At 50.3% G+C, this 2,035-nt stretch carries 1 protein-coding gene and 2 pseudogenes; 1 reads left to right on the top strand and 2 read right to left on the bottom strand.

The window, feature by feature from the left end:
* A pseudogene (locus QCH34_RS11410) lies at positions 1-205 on the bottom strand (hypothetical protein); the annotation flags it as partial.
* An 80-nt stretch (positions 206-285) separates the two neighbouring features.
* On the bottom strand, positions 286-1,272 hold the full coding sequence (locus QCH34_RS11405) for a 5,10-methylenetetrahydromethanopterin reductase (RefSeq protein WP_300334264.1): 987 nt from the start codon (positions 1,270-1,272) through the stop codon (positions 286-288).
* A gap of 237 nt (positions 1,273-1,509) precedes the next feature.
* Between QCH34_RS11405 and QCH34_RS11400 the strand changes: the two are divergent.
* Positions 1,510-2,035 (top strand): annotated as a pseudogene (locus QCH34_RS11400) (cell division protein); the annotation flags it as partial.

Below are 2,035 nucleotides of genomic sequence, written 5' to 3'. Positions count from 1 at the left end.
AACCCGATGTCGCAGTAAAGATCTGTTCCCGGCAGAAAGGACATTCCGGGTCGTTATCCTGATGTGAAGGGGGAATGGCACCGGCGTTGATCCCTCGTGTTCCACGGAAAGGGCTGATCCTTGAGGAGATGCCTGTTGCGAATTCCGTCCTGTAACTGATCACAGAGCCAGGGACACGGATCTCTGTTGTAGAGAAGAACGACACGTTAAAAGGGTGATCAAAAGAAGCTAAAAAGGTTTTGAAAAAATTGTGAGAGAGGTATGAATATTCCTGTATCAGGAAGATTATACGACGTACTTGCCGAGGAGCCGGATCGAGTTGACCATGTCGGGTCCGAGTGGGGAGCCGAAGATGATCTGGGTGACACCGGATTTCGTTAAGTCCTCACACTTCTGTTTGACAATGTCAGGTGTGCCTGCAATGGTGAATGCGTCAATCTCACCATCGCCGACGAGCCCGCCGACCGTCTTGAAGTCGAATCTTGAGAGGGCTTCCTTGATCTTTGCGACATTGTTCAGGTCAAGGCCGTGGCGCTCAAGGAGTGCGGGTGGCGATCCTGCGGCGATGAATGCGGCAACGATCTTTGCTGCATTGCGCGCCTTCTTCTCGCTCATGTCGATGGACATCGCGGTGTATGCACCGATATCGAATCCCTTCTTGCCGACTTTTTCGTTGGCGGCTTTGATGATCGGGATAGCAACTTCGAAGTCCTTGGGGTTTGATGCGTTGATAAGTGCACCATCTCCGATTGTGCCTGCAAGTTCAAGGACCTTCGGACCCTGTGCACCGATGTAGATCGGAATGCCCTTTTTGCCGGGAAGCTGGACACCGGTGAGTTTTGCACCATCATAGTCGAAGAACTCAAGACCGGTCTTCTTCACTTCTTCGCCGGAGCAAAGGGCTTTGATCTGAGTGACGGCTTCGTTCAGGCGAGCAACCGGCTTTGCAGGGTCGATTGCGAGTTTTGGGAGTGTTGACAGGTCACCAGGACCGATACCCAAAATTGCGCGTCCGTCTGAGATCTCGTTTAAGGTGCATATGAATGATGCCATCGCCGCTGGAGTGTCGGTGAAGGCGTTCATGATACCGGGACCAACCTTCAGTTCGGTTGTGGCAGCTGCAATTGCTCCGAGGATCGGGTAGCAGTGTCTGTTGTTGTAGTGGTTGGTAATCCAGGCATAGTCAATATCTTTCGTCTCTGCAAGTTTGCAGTAATTTACTACCTGTTTGACAGAGAGGTTTCCGGGGACGAATTCAATTCCATAGCTCAAGGTAAATTCACCTCAGTGAGTTGTTTCACACACACACTTATAATCATTATCATTTACCCCTGATACTGCTCCCTCAGAAGGAAAATCCCTGTGCAAAATGGTCGGAAAAGTAGGTTTACGAGATAAAGATCTCAAGAACCCGGAGTGAAAGGCTTTATGTCTTCGGGATAATATGAGAATACCAGTACCATGGACGCCGGCACCCCGCTGCTCCATGCATTAATGGAATAATCAGATATGAAAGCACTTATCATCGGACTTGGTGGAGCCGGATCACGGATCACCGATATTCTCTATGATCACGACAGGAGGAGTGGAACCAGCAGTGTGCTGGCTGTTGCAATAGATACCGATCTCTCAAGCATAAAAGAACTGAACTACATCCCCCATACACAACGGATTGTTCTTCCTATGCTTGATAATAACACAGATCAAATTGATGGGGAGATCCTTGATGTTGCGGAGATGATCCAGCATATCCAGCAGTGCAGTACCGTTGAGATTGATGCAGTCATCATCTGCTCAGGACTTGGCGGAAGGCATGCCGGTGCCATCCCCCTGCTGGTCGGGAAGATCAGGGACTCGTTTTATGAACCGGTTGTCAGTATCCTGACACTCCCCATGCGGGATGAGGGGAAACGGATCTCTGCTGCGGCAGCAGACCAGATCGAGGCGATTGAGCGTGTTGTTGACGGGTGTATCATCTTTGACAATGAAACCTGGTTCCGGAAGATTGCAACCGAACTCCTCAGGCTTGAACGGA

This window comes from Methanocalculus sp., from assembly GCF_029762515.1.
GTDB lineage: Archaea > Halobacteriota > Methanomicrobia > Methanomicrobiales > Methanocorpusculaceae > Methanocalculus.
The sequence above is the reverse complement of the archived record's forward strand: the minus strand, read 5'-3'. Positions and strand labels throughout refer to the sequence as shown.